The following is a 17,566-nucleotide window of genomic DNA, read 5'->3' as shown; positions in this document are numbered from 1 at the left end:
GGGGAGGGGAGAGCATGGGACAGGTGACGATCGTTCTCGATGACGCGACCGAGGCTGCGCTGGGCGACGCGGCGCATGCGGCCGGCGTTTCCTGCCACAAATGGCTGGTCGATCTCGTGCGCCGCAATGCCGGCGGCGACGCCCCGCCGGCGATCCTGATCGTCGACGATGACCCGGTCTTCCGCGAGGTACTGCGCTGCCAGGTCGAATACCTCGGCTGGGCTGCGGAGACCGCGGAGAACGGTGCCGAGGCGCTGGCCCTGCTGGCCGAGCGGCGCTATCGCCTGCTTCTGACCGACTGCCGGATGCCGGTGATGGACGGCTTCCAACTCGCGCATGCGGTCCGTGCCCGCGAACGACGGAACGGCGGGCCGCCGCTGCCGGTGATCGCCGTTACCGCCGAGGCGATCCGCGTCGACGACGCCATCCGTCGCGAGCTGGGGATCGACGACTGCCTAGCCAAGCCTCCGGCCGCGCAAGCGCTGGCGCGGGTTTTCGCCCGCTGGCTCGGCGCTGCGGACGGGCACGCTTCCCGGTCGGCGGCCGCCGACACGTCTGTCCTGGCGGCGGAGTAGGCAGGCCTCCTTCCGTCCTTGTCTATCGACGGTGGGCGACGGCGCCGGCGACGACGTGCCCTGATCGGGGCGGGAATCGCTTAAAATCGGGATTCCCGGCTCTTTCGACGATCCATGAAACTCATCCTCACCCGCCCCGACGATTGGCATCTGCACCTGCGCGACGGCGCCGCGCTGTCGACCGTGCTGCCGCACACCGCGCGCCAGTTCGCGCGCGCCATCGTCATGCCCAACCTGAAGCCGCCGGTGACCACCGTCGCCCAGGCCGCCGCCTACCGTGAACGGATCCTTGCCGCGCTGCCGGCCGGCATGGCCTTCGAGCCGCTGATGACGCTGTACCTGACCGACAACACGCCGGCCAGCGAAATCCGCGCCGCCGTCGCGTCCGGCTTCGTCAAGGCGGTCAAGCTCTATCCGGCCGGCGCGACGACCAACTCGGATGCCGGGGTCACCGACCTCGCGCGCTGCGACGCGGCGCTCGCCGAGATGGAAAAGCTCGGCCTGCCGCTGCTGGTCCATGGCGAGGTGACCGACCCGGCGGTCGACCTGTTCGACCGCGAGGCGGTGTTCATCGACCAGGTGCTGGCGCCGCTGCTCAGGCGCCATCCGGGGCTGCGCACGGTGATGGAGCACATCACCACCAAGGACGCCGCCGACTTCGTCGCCGCGTCCGGCGCCAACGTCGGCGCGACCATCACCGCGCACCACCTGCTCTACAACCGCAACGCGATCTTCCAGGGCGGCGTCCGCCCGCACTGGTACTGCCTGCCGGTGCTGAAGCGCGAGACGCACCGCCTGGCGCTGGTGCGCGCGGCGACCTCGGGCAACCCGAAGTTCTTCCTCGGCACCGACTCGGCGCCGCACGCGCGTGGTGCGAAGGAGGCGGCCTGCGGCTGCGCCGGCTGCTACACGGCCTATGCCGCGATGGAGCTCTACGCCGAGGCCTTCGAAGCGGCGGGCGCACTCGACCGGCTGGAAGCCTTCGCCAGCCATTTCGGGCCGGATTTCTACCGGCTGCCGCGCAACGCCGGCACGATCACGCTGGAAAAGCGCCCGCAGGCGGTGCCGGAAGCCTATCCCTACCTCGCCGGCGAGGCGCTGGTGCCGCTGCGCGCCGGCGAAACGCTGGCCTGGAGCCTGGTCGACTGAACAACGCGCCGAGGAATCGACGATGAAACGCCTAGCCCTGCTTGCCCTGCTCGTGCCCGCGCTGTCCGGCTGCGTCAACGACGGCATCGCGATGGTCATCGACGGGCCGGATCACGCGATCTCGCTGATGCGCGCGCAGCCGCGCTTCTGGGACAAGCGGATGGACCTGGAGATCGTCGTCGCCCGGCTGCCGACCTGCCAGCGCCGCTATGCACTGCAGCCGGCACCGGTCAGCAGCGACTTCAAGGTCACCGTCTATACGACCGCGCCGAACACCTTCCTGCTCGAACAGGGGCGCCACCTCTACCTGACCGAGACCGAGACCTGCAAGGGCTTCCAGAAGCTCGACGTGCCGCCGCCGGAGGGCAAGGGCGAGCTGCTCGGCGTCTTCCGCGAGGAGCGCGGCCGGCTGGCCTTCGTCGCCGCCCAGCCGGCGGCGCCCACCGCCAAGCCGTAGGCGCGGACCCGCGGCCGGTCGTGCCGTCGTTGCCGGGCATGGCGCCGCGTTCGCCGTTTTCCAATCCGCTGTACTTTCCGCTGGCGCCGCTGCTTGCGCAGCTGCCGCCGCGGCCGGATGTCGCGGCGTTGGCGTCGCTCGCCGCGCGGATGTCGGTCGCCACCGCCGCCGGATTGCCGCTGCGCTTCGTGCCGCCGGCGGGCGACGGCCTCGGCTACGAGGCGCGCATCGCGCTGCGCGGCGAGGTCGAGACGCGGCCGGACAACTGGCACGACTGGTTCAACGGCCTCGTCTGGCTGAGCTTCCCGCAGGCCAAGGCGGCGCTGTCGGCGCGGCACGCGGCGGAACTGGCGCGCACCGGCGGTGCGGTCGCCGGCCCGGCCGCGCGCGGCGGCGTCCGCGACGCGATGACGCACTTCGACGAGTGCGGCGCCGTCGTCGTCGCCGAGGACGCGTCGCTGCTCGAGTTGCTCGCCGCGTTCCGCTGGCGCGAACTGTTCGTCGCCCGTCGCGCCGAGGCGGCCGCCGGCCTGCGCGTCTTCGTCTTCGGCCACGCCACCTACGAGGCGCTGCTGGCGCCGTTCCGCGGGCTGACGGCGAAGTGCGTGCTGACGCCGGTCGGTGCCGGCTGGCTGCGGCAGCCGCTCGCGGCGCAGCTGGCCGACCTCGACGCCCGGCTGGCCGGCGATCTCGCCGCCGGCCGCCACGGCGACCCGCGCGCGCTGCAGCCGCTGCCGCTGCTCGGGCTGCCCGGCGTCGTGCCGGAGAATGAGGATCCCGCCTACTACGACGACGCCTGGCAATTCCGGCCGGGACGCCGGCAGCGCGTATAATGGATCCTGAAGCTGGCCAGGCAACCGCCGGGCGCGCAAGCGCCGGGAGGAAAGTCCGGGCTCCGCAGAGCAGGATGCCGGCTAACGACCGGGCGCTATAAGGCGCAAGCCCCAAGGCGACGGAAAGTGCAACAGAGAATAGACCGCCGATGGCCGCAAGGCACAGGCAAGGGTGAAACGGCGAGGTAAGAGCTCACCGCGGACGTGGTAACACGGACGGCACGGCAAACCCCATCTGGAGCAAGGCCAAATAGGGAAGCGTACGGCGTGGCTCGCGCTGCTTCCGGGTAGGCTGCTTGAGCGGCGCGGCAACGCGTCGCCTAGAGGAATGGTTGCCCACGACAGAACCCGGCTTATCGGCCAGCTTCACTCCACATCCGCAGTCCGGCGGCGGCGCCTCGCCCGCCGCCGGTTCCTGCTTTCAGCGGGCGCTCAGAGCAGCCCCTCCGTCTTCAGCGCCTTCTGTACGCCCGGCCGCGCGGCGACGCGGCCGAGGTAGGCGTCGAGCACCGGCCACGGTGCCAGGTCGAACTTCACCCACTTCGCCCAGTTGAGGATCGTAAACAGGTAGGCGTCGGCGACGCTGAAGTTCGCCCCCAGCAGATACGGCTGGCGGTCGAGCGTTTCGGCGACGTAGGCGAGGCGGCCGGCCAGCCCGCCGCGGACGATCTCCTGCCATTCCGCCGGCGGCTTCCGGAAGAGCTGGCCGAAGCCCTTGTGCAGCTCGCTCGCGATGAAGTTCAGCCACTCCTGCAGGCGGACCCGGGCGAAGCTGCCGGCGGCCGGTGCCAGCCGGCTCGCCGGGGCCAGGTCGGCCAGGTACTGGACGATCGCCGGCCCTTCGGTCAGCACCTCGCCGTCGTCGAGCACCAGCGTCGGCACGTAGCTCTTGGGGCTGATCGCCGCGAAGTCGTCGCCGAACTCGGTCTTCTTCGTCTTCAGGTCCACCTTGACCAGCTCGTGCGCCAGGCTCGCCTCGCAGAGCACGATGTGCGGCGAGAGGGAGCAGGCGCCGGGGCTGTAGTAGAGCTTCATTCATGTCTCCTGTGGTGAGGGAACTGGGAAGACCGCCGCCGGCCCCCCGGGGTTCCCTGCGGGCGCTCTCCCACTTCTCACAAAGCACTTTAAGTTACGTTTCACGAACGTTGTTTTGTAAGGATAATTTTTTGCAAAAAATCCTCCAAAAACGCGCCTAAGTCCTTGTCGCCATTGAAAAAAACCGAAAAAACCCCTTGACCCGGTGCATTTCGATGTCTTAAAGTGGGAAAAAGTGGTGTGAAGTGGGTTGAAGGGTAAAAACGGGGCGAGCCCCGAGAGAGGACAAGGGTAGGGGTTCATGTTTTTCGGAGCGGCTGCACTCAGTCTCGACGCCAAGGGGCGGCTGGCCATTCCGGCCCGCCACCGCGACGCGCTCGTGGCCGCCGCCAACGGCACCCTGGTCCTCACCGCCCATCCGCACCGCTGCCTGCTGCTCTACCCGAGCCCTGCCTGGGAGCCGATCCGCGACAAGGTGTTGGCGGCGCCCGGTCTCGAACAGCATTCCGCCCTCCTCAAGCGCCTGCTCGTCGGCTTTGCCCGCGAGGAGGAGCTCGATTCCGCCGGCCGCCTGCTCGTCGCGCCGGAGCTGCGCCAGTTCGCGCAGCTCGAGAAGCAGGTGTGGCTGGTCGGCCAGGGCAATCATTTCGAAATCTGGTCCGATGCCGGCTGGCAGAAACAGCAGGAGGCGATCTTCGCCCTCGGCGATCAGCTGCTGCCGCCCGGCCTCGAGGATTTGGCCTTGTGAGCGCGCCCGCGCAGCACCTGACGGTTCTGCTGCGGGAAGCGGTCGAAGCGCTGGCAATCAAGCCGGCCGGTGTCTATGTGGACGCCACCTTCGGCCGTGGCGGCCACAGCCGGGCGATCCTCGAACGGCTCGGGCCGTCGGGGCGGCTGCTCGCGCTCGACCGCGATCCGCGGGCGATCGCGGCGGCGGCCGCGATCGGCGACGAAAGGCTGAGGGTCGTGCATCGTCCGTTCGCCGAAATGGCGGCGGCGATGGGCGAAGCGGGATTCGGCAGGGCGGACGGGGTGCTGATGGACATCGGGGTGTCCTCGCCGCAGCTGGATGAGGGGGAGCGGGGGTTCAGCTTCCGTTTCGATGCGCCGCTCGACATGCGGATGGACACGACGCAGGGCGAGACGGCCGCGGAATGGCTGGCGCGGGCCGACGAACGGGAAATTACACAGGTGGTGAGGGACTATGGCGAAGAACGGTTTGCTTTCCAGATTGCAAAGAAGATTGTGGCTGCTCGGAACGAGCGGCCTGTTGCAACCACAGGGCAGCTCGCCGCGCTTGTACGCGAGGCCGTGCGGACCCGCGAGCCCGGCCAGGACCCGGCGACGCGCACCTTTCAGGCTTTACGGATTCATATCAATCAAGAGCTCGAGCAACTTGCGCTAGCCCTGCCGCAGGCTGTCGACATGCTCAATCCGGGAGGGCGGCTGGTGGTAATCAGCTTTCACTCGCTCGAAGACCGCATCGTCAAGCGCTTCCTGCGCGACGCGGCGGCCCCGGATGCTTCCCTGCCCAAGAACCTGCCGCTGATGGCGTCGCAGCTTCCGCAACCGAAGCTGCGTCTCGTCGGCAAACCGGTGAAAGCCTCCGCCGCGGAGATCGCGGCCAATCCCCGCGCGCGCAGCGCGGTGATGCGCGTGGCGGAGAAGTGCTGATGCTGCGCAGCAATATGCTCCTCCTCTTCTTCGTCGTGTTCTGCGCGCTCGGCGTCGTCACCTCGCAGCACAAGGCGCGGAAGCTCTTCCAGGAGCTCGAGGGCGAGCAGGAGCGCGCCAAGCAGCTCGAGGTCGAGTTCGGGCAGCTGCAGCTCGAGCTGTCGACCTGGGCGACCCATCCGCGGATCGAGAAGATCGCCCGCGAGCGGCTGAAGATGCAGGCGCCGGAAGCGAAGCGGGTGCTCGTCGCGGCACCGAAGGAGGGCGGGCAATGATCCGCGGCCGCGGCGCCCACCGTTTCGCCGAGAGCCCGGTGCTGCAGCTGGCCTTGCCGGCCTGGCGCTCGCGCCTGGTCGGGTTGTGCCTGCTCGGCGCCTTCGGCGTGCTGCTCGGCCGCGCCTTCTACCTGCAGATCATCAACAACGATTTCCTGCAGGAGAAGGGCGAGTCGCGCTACCGCCGCGACATCGAGATCTCGGCGTCGCGCGGCAAGGTCACCGACCGCAACGGCGACGTGCTGGCGATCTCGACGCCGATGAAGTCGATCTGGGCGATTCCCGCCGATGCCCGCCTCGACGGCGAGCAGCTGCGGCAGCTGGCGAAGGCGCTCGACGCCGACCCGAAGGAGCTGGCGCGCAAGCTCGCCGGCGACAAGGGCTTCGTTTACCTGCAGCGGCAGGTGGCGCCGGAAGTCGCCGACCGCATCGCCGCGCTGAAGCTGCCCGGCATCTACCAGAACAAGGAATACCGCCGCTACTACCCGACCGGCGACATGAGCGCGCACCTGGTCGGCTTCACCGGTGTCGACGACAAGGGACTGGAGGGCGTCGAGCTCGCCTTCGAGAAGAGTCTGGTCGGCCACCCCGGCAGCCGCAGCGTGATCCGCGACCGGCGCGGGCAGATCGTCGAGGACGTCGGCTCGATCCGGCCGCCGCAGGACGGCAGGGAAATCCGGCTGGCGCTCGACTCGAAGATCCAGTACCTCGCCTACAGCCAGCTGAAGCAGGCGATCGCCGACAACAAGGCGAAAGCCGGCGGCGCCGTCGTGATCGACGCCAAGAGCGGCGAAATCCTGGCGCTGGCGAACTGGCCGACCTATAACCCGAACAACCGGGAGCACCTGTCCGGGGCCCAGCTCAGGAACCGCGCGGTGACCGACACCTTCGAGCCGGGCTCGACGCTGAAACCCTTCACCGCGGCGCTGGCGCTCGAATCGAACAAGTTCCGCTTCGACAGCGTGATCAACTGCGCCCCGGGCCGGCTGACGATCGGCAACGCGACGATCTCCGACGCGCACCCGCACGGCGCGCTGACCGTCGCCCAGGTGATCCAGAAGTCGTCCAACGTCGGCGCCGCCAAGCTGGCCGCCGCCTTCAGTCCGCAGGAGATGTGGGAAATGTTCGACGCCGTCGGCTTCGGCCAGACGCCGCGCCTCGGCTTCCCCGGCGAGGTGCCGGGGCGGCTGCGTGCGTGGAAGACCTGGCGGCCGATCGAGCAGGCGACGATGTCCTACGGCCACGGCATCTCGGTGTCGCTGATGCAGCTGGCGCGCGCCTACACCGTGTTCGCGCGCGACGGCGAGCTGCTGCCGCTGTCGCTGACGCGCATCGACGACGGCCCGGTGACCGGCGTCCCGGTGTTCTCGCCGCAGACCGCGCGCGAGCTGCGGGCGATGCTGGAGATGGCCGCCGGCCCCGGCGGCACCGCGCCCAAGGCGCAGGTGCCGGGCTACCGCGTCGCCGGCAAGACCGGCACCGCGCACAAGCTCGAAGGCGGGCTCTACGCCAACAAGTACGTCTCGTCCTTCGTCGGCTTCGCGCCGGTGTCGGACCCGCGCCTGATCGTCGCCGTGATGATCGACGAGCCGTCCGGCGGCAGGCACTACGGCGGCGATGTCGCCGCGCCGGTGTTCTCGGCGATCACCGGCGGCGCGCTGCGCACGCTGGGCGTTCCGCCCGACGCGCAGATGACCGTCGCCCAGGCGTCCTCGCCCAAGGAGAAACTATGAGCGCCGCCGCCGAACTGCTGCGCCGCCTGGCCGCGCTCGGCGTCGAGCCGGCCAGCGTCACCGACGATTCGCGCCTGGTCCGTCCGGGCGACCTCTTCCTCGCCTACCCGGGCGACGCCGCCGACGGCCGCCGCTACGTCGCCGACGCCATCGCCCGCGGCGCCGCGGCCATCCTCTACGAGGCCGAGGGCGCGTCCCTCGATGCGCCTGCGGTGCCGGCGATCGCCGTCCGCCACCTGCGCGCGCTCGCCGGCAACGTCGCGCATGCAGTGCTCGGCGAGCCGAGCGAGCGCCTGTCGCTGATCGCCGTCACCGGCACCAACGGCAAGACCAGCTGCACGCAATGGATCGCCCGTGCGCACCCGCGCCGCTGCGCGATCGTCGGCACGCTCGGCGCCGGTTTCCCCGGCGACCTCGACGAGACCGGCTTCACGACGCCGCAGGCGACGACGCTGGCGCGCTGCCTGGACGCCTTCCTCGAGCAGGGGGCGGAAGCCTGCGCGCTCGAGGCGAGCTCGATCGGCATCGAGGAAGGGCGGCTCAACGGCGCCCATGTCGACATCGCCGCGTTCACCAACCTGACCCGCGACCACCTCGACTACCACGGCACGATGAAGGCCTACGCCGCCGCCAAGGAAAAGCTGTTCCGCTGGCCCGGCCTGCGTGCCGCGGTGATCAACCTCGACGACCCCTTCGGCGAGCACCTCGCCAAGGTCGGCAACGCGCGGCTGAAGGTCGGCTACACGATGACCGGTGCCACCGCCTCGGTCGACCTGCTGCTGGCCGCCAGCGACATCCGCGTCGAGCCGTCCGGCATGGCGTTCACGCTGCGCGCGCCGCAGGGCACGGCCGCGATCGAGAGCCGGCTGGTCGGCCGCTACAACGTCGCCAACCTGCTCGCCGTCGCCGGCGTGCTGCTCGCCGGCGGCCTCCCGTTCGAGGAACTGGCGCCGCGGCTGGCGCGGCTGGAGCCGCCGCCGGGACGGATGCAGCGCGTCGGCGGCGACGGTCAGCCGCTGGTGGTGATCGACTACGCGCATTCGCCGGACGCGCTCGACAACGCGCTCGCCGCGCTGCGCGAGGAAGCGGCGGCGCGCGGCGGCCGGCTGGTCTGCGTCTTCGGCTGCGGCGGCGACCGCGACCCCGGCAAGCGGCCGCTGATGGGCGAGGTGGCGGCGCGCGGCGCCGACCGCGTCGTCCTCACCAGCGACAACCCGCGCAGCGAATCGCCGGCGGCGATCGTCGACGCGATCCGCGGCGGCGCGCCGCAGGCCGAAGTGATCGTCGACCGCCGGCAGGCGATCGCGGCGACCATCGGCGGCGCCGCGCCGACCGACGTCATCCTGCTCGCCGGCAAGGGCCACGAGGCCTACCAGGAAATCGCCGGCACCTTCCATCCCTTCTCCGACCTGCGCGAGGCCGAGGCCGCGCTGGCCGCTCGCCAGGAGGCCGCATGAGCACGATGCTGAAACTCTCGGCCGCGGCGGCGGCGCTTAACGGCCGGCTGATCGGCGCCGACGCCGGCTTCTACGCGGTATCCACCGACAGCCGCGCGATCCGTGCCGGCGACCTGTTCGTCGCGCTGCGCGGCGAGCGCTTCGACGGCCACGACTTCATCGGCACCGTCGCCAGCGAGGGCGCGGTGGGCGCCGTCGTCGCCGCCGATGCGGCGGAAGCGCTGAAGGATGTCGGGCTGCCGCTGATCGCCGTCGCCGACACCCGGCTCGCGCTCGGCGCGTTGGCCGCGCACTGGCGCGCCGGCTTCGACCTGCCGCTGATCGCGGTGACCGGCTCGAACGGCAAGACGACGACCAAGGAGATGATCGCCTGCATCCTGCAGGCGGCGTTCGGCGGCGACGTGCTGGCGACGCAGGGCAACCTCAACAACGACATCGGCCTGCCGCTGACGCTGTTGCAGCTGCGCGCGCACCACCAGGCGGCGATCGTCGAGATGGGCATGAACCACCCCGGCGAGATCGGCTACCTGACGCGCCTCGCGCGACCGACCGTGGCGCTGGTCACCAATGCCCAGCGCGCGCACCTGCAGGGCATGGGCACGCTCGACGCGATCGCCCGCGAGAAGGGGACGATCTACGACGGGCTCGCCGCCGACGGCGTCGCCGTGATCAATGCCGACGATCCGCACGCGCCGCTGTGGCAGGCGATGAACGTCGGCCGCCGCGTCATCAGCTTCGGCCTCGACGGCGCCGCCGACGTGCACGGGCGCGTGCGCCTGCACGGGCTGGAGACCGAGCTGCACTTCATCACGCCGGCGGGCGAAGGCGCTGTCGATCTGGCGCTGCCCGGCGCGCACAACGCGCGCAACGCACTGGCGGCGGTCGCCGCGACCTTTGCCGCCGGCGTCCCGCTGGCCGCGATCGCGGCCGGTCTGGCCGCGTTCAAGGGGGTCAAGGGCCGCCTGCAGCGCCGCGCCGGCGCGAACGGTGCGGTGATCCTCGACGACACCTACAACGCCAACCCGGATTCGATGCGCGCCGGCATCGACGTGCTGGCCTCGACCATCGGCCGCAAGATCCTCGTGCTCGGCGACATGGGCGAGATCGGCGACGCCGCCGCGCAGTACCACGACGAGGTCGGCGGCTACGCCAAGAGCGCCGGCGTCGATGCGCTCTACGCGCTCGGCGAGGCGAGCGCGATCGCCGCCCGCAACTTCGGCGACGGCGCCCACCACTACAAGAAGATCGAAGACCTGATCGAGGCGCTGAAGCCCGAGCTGACGGCGAACACCACCGTCCTCGTCAAGGGCTCGCGCTTCATGCGCATGGAGCGCGTGGCCGACGCCATCGCCCTGCCGACGGAGAACCCCCCATGCTCTTGATGCTCGCCCAGTGGCTCGGCCAGGATGTGCGCGCCTTCAACGTCTTCGGCTACATCACGCTGCGCACGGTGCTCGCCGCGATGACCGCGCTGATCATCTCCTTCATCGCCGGTCCGCGCGTGATCCGCTGGCTGGCGGCGAAGAAGATCGGCCAGGCGGTGCGCACCGACGGCCCGCAGACGCACCTCGCGAAATCCGGCACGCCGACGATGGGCGGCGTGCTGATCCTGATCGCGATCGCGATCACCACGCTGCTCTGGGCCGACCTCTCCAACCGCTACGTCTGGGTGGTGCTGATCGTCACCGTCGGCTTCGGCGCGATCGGCTGGTACGACGACTGGAAGAAGGTGGTGTACCGCGACCCGAAGGGGCTTGCCTCGCGCTGGAAGTACTTCTGGCAGTCGGTGATCGGCGCCGCGGTCGCCGTCTACCTCGGCATGACGGCGACGCTGCCGGCGCAGATGGAACTGATCGTGCCCTTCTTCAAGAGCGTCGCCTACCCGCTCGGCGTGATCGGCTTCATGATCCTGACCTACTTCGTCATCGTCGGCACCTCGAACGCGGTGAACCTGACCGACGGCCTCGACGGCCTGGCGATCATGCCGGCGGTGATGGTCGCCGCGGCGCTGGCGATCTTCGCCTACGTCGCCGGCAACGCGGTGTACGCCAAGTACCTGTTCGTTCCCTACATCCCGGGGGCCGGCGAGCTGTGCATCTTCCTCGGCGCGATGGCCGGGGCCGGGCTCGGCTTCCTGTGGTTCAACGCCTATCCGGCCGAGGTCTTCATGGGCGACGTCGGCGCGCTGGCGCTGGGCGGCGCGCTCGGCACCGTCGCCGTCATCGTCCGCCAGGAAATCGTGCTGGCGATCATGGGCGGCGTCTTCGTCGCCGAGACGCTGTCGGTCGCGGCGCAGGTCCTCTACTTCAAGTTCACCGGCGGCAAGCGCATCTTCCGCATGGCGCCGCTGCACCACCACTACGAACTCGGGGGGTGGAAGGAAACGCAGGTGGTGGTCCGCTTCTGGATCATCACCATCATGCTCGTGCTGTTCGGGCTGTCGACGCTGAAGCTGCGCTAAATGGACGGACATGGACGTCAAGGGTAAACAGGCACTGGTGCTCGGCCTCGGCGAAACGGGGCTGGCCATGGCGAAGTGGCTCGCGCGCGAAGGCGCGCGCGTGCGCGTCGCCGACAGCCGCGCCGCGCCGCCGAATGCCGCCGAGTTGCGGGCGGCGGTGCCGGCGGCCGAGCTGGTCGCGGGCCCGTTCGCCGCGGCGACCTTCGCCGGCGTCGATTTGATCGCCATCTCGCCCGGCCTGCCGGTGCAGGAGGCCAACGTGCAGGCGGCGATCGCAGCCGGCGTGCCGGTGGTGTCCGAGATCGAGCTGTTCGCCTGGGCGGTGCATGCGCGCACGCCGCAGGCCAGGATCGTCGCCATCACCGGCAGCAACGGCAAGACGACGACGACCGCGCTCGCCGCCCACCTCGCCAATGCCGCCGGCGTGCCGGCGGTGGCCTGCGGCAACATCTCGCCGGCGGCGCTCGACGCGCTGATGGCGGCGCTCGACGGCAACGCGCTACCGGCGCTGTGGGTGCTGGAGCTGTCGAGCTTCCAGCTGGAAACGACGCACAGCCTCGATGCCGACGCGGCGACCGTGCTCAACATCTGCGAGGACCACCTCGACCGCTATGCCGGCCTCGACGACTACGCGGCGGCCAAGGCGCGCATCTTCAAGGGTTGCCGCGTGATGGTGCTCAACCGCGACGACGACCGCAGCCTGGGCATGGGACGCTGCGGCAAGGCGCTGGTCAGCTTCGGCCTTGACCGGCCGCCGCGCGCCGCCGACTACGGCCTGGCCGACGGCTGGCTGATGCGCGGCAGCGAGCGTCTGCTGCCGGTCGCCGAGATGAAGCTGGCCGGGCTGCACAACGCGGCCAACGCGCTGGCGGCGCTGGCGCTGCTCGAGGGCGTCGGCATCGCGCCGCAACGCGTGCTGGCGGCGCTGCGCGAATTCCGCGGGCTCGCCCACCGCGTCGAGTTCGTCACCCGCGTCAATGGCGTCGACTACTACGACGACTCGAAGGGCACCAACGTCGGCGCCACGCTGGCGGCGATCCAGGGCATGGGCCGCAAGCTGGCGATCATCCTCGGCGGCGACGGCAAGGGGCAGGACTTCGCGCCGCTCGCCGCGGCGCTCGCCGCGCACGGCCGCGCGGTGGCGCTGATCGGCCGCGACGCGCCGGCGATCGAGGCGGCCATCGCCGGCTGCGGCCTGCCGCTGCAGCGCTGCGCCGACATGGACGCCGCCGTCGCCTTCTGTGCCGCGCAGGCGCAGCCGGGCGACGCGGTGCTGCTGTCGCCGGCCTGCGCCAGCCTCGACATGTACCGCAACTACGCGCACCGCGCCGAGGCCTTCATCGCCGCGGTGAAGGCGAGGGAGGGCGCCGCATGCTGATGCAGGCCCTCGACGCGCCGCGCCGCACCCCGTCCGAAGTCGACTTCACGCTGCTGTGGAGCGCGCTGCTGCTGCTCTTCTTCGGCATGGTGATGGTCTATTCGGCGTCGATCGCGATCGCCGAGGCCGGTCGCTTCACCGGCAATCAACCGGCGTATTTCCTGGTGCGGCACGCGGTCTTCCTGTGCATCGGCATCGTCGCCGCCGCCGTCGCCTTCCAGGTGCCGCTGAACGCCTGGCAGCAGCTGGCGCCGTGGCTGTTCGTCGCCGGCGTCGCGTTGCTCGTCGTCGTGCTGATCCCCGGCATCGGCCGCGACGTGAACGGCGCCCGCCGCTGGCTGCCGCTGGGCGTCGCCAACCTGCAGCCGTCGGAGCTGATGAAGCTGTTCGCCGCGCTCTACGCCGCCGACTACACGGTGCGCAAGATGGCGGTGATGCACGACCTGAAGAAGGCCTTCCTGCCGATGGCCGGGGCGATGGTCTTCGTCGGCATCCTGCTCTTGAAGGAGCCGGACTTCGGCGCCTTCGTCGTCATCATCTCGATCGCGATGGGCATCCTCTTCCTCGGCGGCATGCGCGCGCGGCTGTTCGCGATCCTGATCGTGCTGCTGCTCGCCGCCTTCGCCGTGCTGATCATCGTCTCGCCCTACCGCCGCGACCGCATCTTCGGCTTCATGGACCCGTGGGCCGACGCTTTCGGCCGCGGCTACCAGCTGTCGCACGCGCTGATCGCCTTCGGCCGCGGCGAGATCTTCGGCGTCGGCCTCGGCGCCTCGGTCGAGAAGCTGTTCTACCTGCCCGAGGCGCATACCGACTTCCTGCTCGCGGTGATCGCCGAGGAGCTCGGCCTGGTCGGCGTCGTCGCCGTCGTCGCGCTGTTCGCGCTGATCGTCCAGCGCGCCTTCGCCATCGGCCGCCAGGCGGTCGCGCTCGACCGCCTCTACCCGGCGCTGGTGGCGATGGGCATCGGCATCTGGATCGGCGTCCAGGCCTTCATCAACATGGGCGTGAACATGGGCCTGTTGCCGACCAAGGGGCTGACGCTGCCGCTGATGAGCTTCGGCGGCTCGGGCATCCTCGCCAACTGCGTGGCGCTGGCGATCCTGTTGCGCGTCGATTGGGAGAATCGGCAGCTGATGCGCGGGGGGCAGGTATGAGCGCCGCCGTGAACGAATCGCGCACGCTGCTGGTGATGGCCGGCGGCACCGGCGGCCACGTCTTCCCCGGGCTGGCGGTCGCCGACCACCTGCGCGCAGACGGCTGGAACGTCGTCTGGATGGGCAATCCGGACGGCATGGAGGCGAAGCTGGTGCCGGCGCGCGGCTACGAACTGGCGCCGGTGCGCTTTGGCGCGCTGCGCGGCAAGGGCCTGCTCAGGAAGCTGCTGCTGCCGCTGGCGCTGCTCTCCGGCTTCTGGCAGGCGGCGCGGCAGATCCGCCGCGTGCAGCCGGACGTGGTGCTCGGCATGGGCGGCTACATCAGCTTCCCCGGCGGCATGATGGCGGCGCTGCTCGGCCGGCCGCTGGCGTTGCACGAGCAGAACTCGGTGGCCGGGCTGGCCAACCGCGTGCTGGCGAAGGTCGCCGACCGCATCCTGTCCGGCTTCCCGGACGTGCTCGGGGACGGCATCTGGGCCGGCAACCCGGTGCGCGCCGAGATCGCCGCGCTGCCCGCGCCGGCCGCGCGCTACGCGACGCACGACGGCCCGATCCGCGTGCTGGTGCTGGGCGGCAGCCTCGGCGCCGCGGCGCTGAACGAGATGGTGCCGAAGGGGCTGGCGCTGATCCCCGCGGAGGAGCGGCCGACCGTCGTGCACCAGTCGGGCGAGAAGCACCTCGCCGCGCTGCAGGCGAACTACGCCGCCGCCGGCGTGCAGGCGCACTGCGTCGCCTTCATCGAGGACATGGCCGGCGCCTACGAATGGGCCGACCTGGTGATCTGCCGCGCCGGCGCGCTGACCGTCGCCGAACTCGCGGCGGCCGGCGTCGCCAGCATCCTGGTGCCGTTCCCGCACGCGGTCGATGACCACCAGACCGGCAACGCGAAGTTCCTCGCCAACGCCGGCGGCGCGATCCTGCTGCCGCAATCCGATCTGACGCCGGAGAAGGTCGCGCTGATCCGCAACTACGGCCGCGAGCAGCTGCTGCAGATGGCGGAGCGCGCGCGCGAGCTGGCCAAACCCGATGCCACGGCGATCGTGGCGCAAGCCTGCGCGGAGCTGGTGAAATGAAACACAAGGTCAAGCACATCCACTTCGTCGGCGTCGGCGGCGCCGGCATGAGCGGCATCGCCGAAGTCCTCGCCAATCTCGGCTTCGCGGTCTCCGGCTCGGACCTCGCCGAGAGCGCGACGACGCGGCGGCTGGCCGCCCAGGGCGTGGCGGTGAAGGTCGGCCACGCCGCCGGCAACATCGCCGGTGCCGATGCGGTCGTCGTGTCGACGGCGGTCAAGGCCGACAACCCGGAAGTGGTCGCCGCGCGCGAGAGGAAGGTGCCGGTGGTGCCGCGCGCGCAGATGCTGGCCGAGCTGATGCGGCTGAAGCAGGGCATCGCCATCGCCGGCACGCACGGCAAGACGACGACCACCAGCCTGGTCGCGTCGATCCTCGCCGAGGGCGGACTCGATCCGACCTTCGTCATCGGCGGCCGGCTGAACGCCGCCGGCGCCAACGCGCGGCTGGGCAGCGGCGACTTCCTCGTCGCCGAGGCCGACGAGTCGGACGCCTCGTTCCTGTTCCTCAATCCGGTGGTGTCGGTGGTCACCAACATCGATGCCGACCACATGGAGACCTACGGCCACGACTTCGAGAAGCTGAAGGGCGCCTTCGTCGACTTCCTGCAGCGCCTGCCGTTCTACGGCGTCGCCGTGCTCTGCGCCGACGATGCGAACGTGCGCGAGATACTGCCCCGGGTCGCCAAGCAGATCGTCACCTACGGCCTCGATCCGTCGGCCAACGTGCGCGCCGAGAACGTCGTCGCCGCCGACGGCCGCATGCAGTTCGACTGCGTGCGGGTGAACGGCACGACCAGCCGCTTCCCGGTGACGCTGAACCTGCCCGGCCTGCACAACGTGTTGAACGCGCTGGCGGCGATCGCGGTGGCGACCGAGGTACAGGTGCCGGACGCGGCGATCAGGAAGGCGCTCGCCGAGTTCAAGGGCGTCGGCCGCCGCTTCCAGCGTTACGGCGAAGTCGCCTGCCCGGGCGGCGGCAGCTTCACGCTGGTCGACGATTACGGCCACCACCCGGCCGAGATGGCGGCGACGCTCGCCGCGGCGCGCGGCGCCTTCCCCGGCCGCCGGCTGCTGCTGGCCTTCCAGCCGCACCGCTACACGCGCACGCGCGACTGCTTCGAGGATTTCGTGAGGGTGCTGAACGGCGTCGATGCGCTGCTGCTGGCCGAGGTCTATGCCGCCGGCGAGGCGCCGATCGTCGCCGCCGACGGCCGCTCGCTGGCGCGCGCGGTGCGCGTCGCCGGCAAGGTCGAGCCGGTCTTCGTCGAGGACATCGCGGTGATGCCGCAAGCGATTCTGGATGTCGCCCGCGACGGCGACGTCGTTCTGACCATGGGCGCCGGCTCGATCGGCGGCGTCCCCGGCAAATTGACGAGCCACTGAGATGAATGCCATGAACGTCAAGGATTTCGGAAAAGTCGCCGTGCTCTTCGGCGGTACCTCGGCCGAACGCGCGGTGTCGCTGAACAGCGGCAGTCGCGTGCTCGCCGCGCTGAAGCGGCAGGGCGTCGATGCGCATCCCTTCGATCCCGCCGAGCGCGCGCTCGATGAGCTGCGCGGCTTCGACCGCGTCTTCATCGCGCTGCACGGGCGGCACGGCGAGGACGGCACGATCCAGGGCGTGCTCGAGCTGATGGGCATCCCCTACACCGGCAGCGGCGTGATGGCCTCGGCGCTGGGCATGGACAAGTGGCGCACCAAGCTGTTGTGGAAGGCGGCCGGCCTGCCGGTGCCGGACTACGCGCTGCTCAACGCCGACAGCGATTTCGCCGAGGTCGAGGAGGAGCTGGGCCTGCCGCTGTTCGTCAAGCCGGCCTGCGAGGGCTCGTCGATCGGCATCACGATGGTCAAGCGCCGCGGCGACCTCGCCGCCGCCTACGCGCTGGCGGCGAAGTACGACCCGCTGGTGATCGCCGAGCGCGGCATCCTCGGCGGCGAATACACGGTCGGCATCCTCGGCGACCAGGTGCTGCCGATCATCAAGATCGAGCCGGCGACCGAGTTCTACGACTACGAGGCCAAGTACAACCGCGACGACACGCAGTACCGCTGCCCCTGCGGCCTGCCCGAGGCGCAGGAGCTGCGCATCCGCGGGCAGGCGCTGGAGGCCTTCCGCGTGCTCGGCGGACGCGGCTGGGGGCGCGTCGATTTCCTGATGGACGAGGCCGGCAACCCGCATTTCCTCGAGGTGAACACCTCGCCGGGGATGACCGACCACTCGCTGGTGCCGATGGCTGCGCGCGTCGCCGGCATCGACTACGACGCGCTGGTGCTGCGCGTGCTGGCGCTGGCGACGAAGGGCTGAAC

The 17,566-nt window shown here is 70.5% G+C and carries 17 protein-coding genes and 1 other RNA gene; 17 read left to right on the top strand and 1 reads right to left on the bottom strand.

What is annotated here, in order from left to right; genetic code table 11:
- Positions 1-14: 14 nt before the first annotated feature.
- The 5 genes from IWH25_RS18735 (at position 15) to rnpB (ending at position 3,386) form a co-directional block, all read left to right on the top strand.
- Positions 15-575, top strand: coding sequence for a response regulator (locus IWH25_RS18735; RefSeq protein WP_203387274.1), 561 nt, complete (start codon positions 15-17; stop codon positions 573-575).
- A 114-nt stretch (positions 576-689) separates the two neighbouring features.
- Entirely contained in the window at positions 690-1,724 is a 1,035-nt protein-coding gene (gene pyrC, locus IWH25_RS18730) for a dihydroorotase (RefSeq protein ID WP_203387273.1), read from the top strand.
- Between the two features lie 22 nt (positions 1,725-1,746).
- Entirely contained in the window at positions 1,747-2,181 is a 435-nt protein-coding gene (locus IWH25_RS18725; RefSeq protein WP_203387272.1) for a hypothetical protein, read from the top strand.
- 38 nt (positions 2,182-2,219) lie between these two features.
- Complete coding sequence (locus IWH25_RS18720; RefSeq protein ID WP_203387271.1) at positions 2,220-3,014, top strand: DUF3025 domain-containing protein; 795 nt, start codon at positions 2,220-2,222, stop codon at positions 3,012-3,014.
- Positions 3,015-3,022: 8 nt separating this feature from the next.
- Positions 3,023-3,386: RNase P RNA component class A (gene rnpB, locus IWH25_RS18715), an RNA gene on the top strand.
- Positions 3,387-3,446: 60 nt separating this feature from the next.
- On the opposite strand, the gene gstA is transcribed toward rnpB, so the two are convergent.
- The gene (gene gstA, locus IWH25_RS18710; RefSeq protein WP_203387270.1) at positions 3,447-4,049 is read right to left on the bottom strand and encodes a glutathione transferase GstA; all 603 of its coding nucleotides are present in this window, start codon (positions 4,047-4,049) and stop codon (positions 3,447-3,449) included.
- Positions 4,050-4,350: 301 nt separating this feature from the next.
- Here gstA and mraZ point away from each other — a divergent pair, with 301 nt between their 5' ends.
- From mraZ to IWH25_RS18650, 12 genes are read left to right on the top strand one after another with little or no spacing between them, the layout of a single operon-like run.
- Positions 4,351-4,797 (top strand): division/cell wall cluster transcriptional repressor MraZ, encoded by a 447-nt coding sequence (gene mraZ, locus IWH25_RS18705; RefSeq protein WP_203387269.1) that lies wholly within the window; start codon positions 4,351-4,353, stop codon positions 4,795-4,797.
- Positions 4,794-5,723 (top strand): 16S rRNA (cytosine(1402)-N(4))-methyltransferase RsmH, encoded by a 930-nt coding sequence (gene rsmH, locus IWH25_RS18700; RefSeq protein ID WP_203387268.1) that lies wholly within the window; start codon positions 4,794-4,796, stop codon positions 5,721-5,723. The genes mraZ and rsmH overlap by 4 nt, the downstream gene beginning before the upstream one ends.
- Positions 5,723-5,998: a cell division protein FtsL gene (ftsL, locus tag IWH25_RS18695; protein WP_203387267.1), complete on the top strand. Its 276-nt coding sequence runs from the start codon at positions 5,723-5,725 to the stop codon at positions 5,996-5,998. The genes rsmH and ftsL overlap by 1 nt, the downstream gene beginning before the upstream one ends.
- Positions 5,995-7,731 carry a peptidoglycan D,D-transpeptidase FtsI family protein gene (locus IWH25_RS18690; protein WP_203387266.1) on the top strand — a complete coding sequence of 579 codons (1,737 nt, stop codon included), beginning with the start codon at positions 5,995-5,997 and terminating at the stop codon, positions 7,729-7,731. Before ftsL ends, IWH25_RS18690 begins: the two co-directional genes overlap by 4 nt.
- Positions 7,728-9,188 carry a UDP-N-acetylmuramoyl-L-alanyl-D-glutamate--2,6-diaminopimelate ligase gene (locus IWH25_RS18685; protein WP_203387265.1) on the top strand — a complete coding sequence of 487 codons (1,461 nt, stop codon included), beginning with the start codon at positions 7,728-7,730 and terminating at the stop codon, positions 9,186-9,188. Before IWH25_RS18690 ends, IWH25_RS18685 begins: the two co-directional genes overlap by 4 nt.
- A 5-nt stretch (positions 9,189-9,193) precedes the next feature.
- Complete coding sequence (locus IWH25_RS18680) at positions 9,194-10,570, top strand: UDP-N-acetylmuramoyl-tripeptide--D-alanyl-D-alanine ligase (protein WP_203389309.1); 1,377 nt, start codon at positions 9,194-9,196, stop codon at positions 10,568-10,570.
- Positions 10,561-11,649: a phospho-N-acetylmuramoyl-pentapeptide-transferase gene (mraY, locus tag IWH25_RS18675; protein WP_203387264.1), complete on the top strand. Its 1,089-nt coding sequence runs from the start codon at positions 10,561-10,563 to the stop codon at positions 11,647-11,649. Before IWH25_RS18680 ends, mraY begins: the two co-directional genes overlap by 10 nt.
- Before the next feature lie 10 nt (positions 11,650-11,659).
- A complete protein-coding gene (gene murD, locus IWH25_RS18670) occupies positions 11,660-13,027 on the top strand; it encodes a UDP-N-acetylmuramoyl-L-alanine--D-glutamate ligase (protein WP_203387263.1) in 1,368 nt (455 codons plus the stop codon).
- Positions 13,021-14,184 (top strand): putative lipid II flippase FtsW, encoded by a 1,164-nt coding sequence (ftsW, locus tag IWH25_RS18665; protein ID WP_203387262.1) that lies wholly within the window; start codon positions 13,021-13,023, stop codon positions 14,182-14,184. The genes murD and ftsW overlap by 7 nt, the downstream gene beginning before the upstream one ends.
- On the top strand, positions 14,181-15,257 hold the full coding sequence (gene murG / locus IWH25_RS18660) for an undecaprenyldiphospho-muramoylpentapeptide beta-N-acetylglucosaminyltransferase (RefSeq protein ID WP_203387261.1): 1,077 nt from the start codon (positions 14,181-14,183) through the stop codon (positions 15,255-15,257). Before ftsW ends, murG begins: the two co-directional genes overlap by 4 nt.
- Positions 15,254-16,642, top strand: a complete 1,389-nt coding sequence (gene murC / locus IWH25_RS18655; RefSeq protein ID WP_203387260.1) for a UDP-N-acetylmuramate--L-alanine ligase — start codon at positions 15,254-15,256, stop codon at positions 16,640-16,642. Before murG ends, murC begins: the two co-directional genes overlap by 4 nt.
- A gap of 1 nt (position 16,643) precedes the next feature.
- The gene (locus IWH25_RS18650; RefSeq protein WP_376990196.1) at positions 16,644-17,564 is read left to right on the top strand and encodes a D-alanine--D-alanine ligase; all 921 of its coding nucleotides are present in this window, start codon (positions 16,644-16,646) and stop codon (positions 17,562-17,564) included.
- The last annotated feature ends 2 nt before the right edge of the window (positions 17,565-17,566 follow it).

This window comes from Azospira restricta (assembly GCF_016858125.1).
GTDB lineage: Bacteria > Pseudomonadota > Gammaproteobacteria > Burkholderiales > Rhodocyclaceae > Proximibacter > Proximibacter restrictus.
Note: the sequence above shows the minus strand (reverse complement) of the source record. Positions and strands in the feature narration are given on the sequence as shown.